Genomic DNA, 477 nt, shown 5'->3' with positions numbered 1-477 from the left:
ACAAAATTCAAATCGGAGTAAAATCGGCAAGCGTTAGGAGTCACTCTTAAATTGTTTGTTATGTGACAAGCTAAAGTAGTCTACTTGCCTGTTTTTCAAAAATTTTTTTAACCACATGACTATTCGACTTAGCTACCGACACCCATTGTAAACCCGTTTCATCAATATGCTGAAATTCTACTTGTAACTCGTACCTTCTGACCGAGAATAGAGCAGAAAACATGCCAACTGTTAGTGCTAACGGAGCGGTAATTAACCCAAAAGACTCTGGACATATCATCCATACCACGCTTGCAACGACCAAACCAATACAGCCAATTCTCAATGCATGATCTTGAAAGGTGTTAGCTTTAACTCTTACACCCTTAATTTTTGACAAAGGATACTCGTCTTTTTTAAACGTAAAGGTTGTACTACTAACTTTAAAATTGTCTTCAATAATCAAATGAACCTCCTGTCACTGGTGTACCCCACAAA

General features: G+C 37.5%; 1 protein-coding gene. It reads right to left on the bottom strand.

What is annotated here, in order from left to right; genetic code table 11:
* Window positions 1–70: 70 nt before the first annotated feature.
* Entirely contained in the window at window positions 71–445 is a 375-nt protein-coding gene (locus FCV43_RS19950) for a DUF6232 family protein (RefSeq protein WP_136996159.1), read from the bottom strand.
* Window positions 446–477 lie beyond the last annotated feature (32 nt).

This window comes from Vibrio genomosp. F6 (assembly GCF_005146325.1).
GTDB lineage: Bacteria > Pseudomonadota > Gammaproteobacteria > Enterobacterales > Vibrionaceae > Vibrio > Vibrio cortegadensis.
This window is presented reverse-complemented; position numbering and strand designations above follow the sequence as displayed.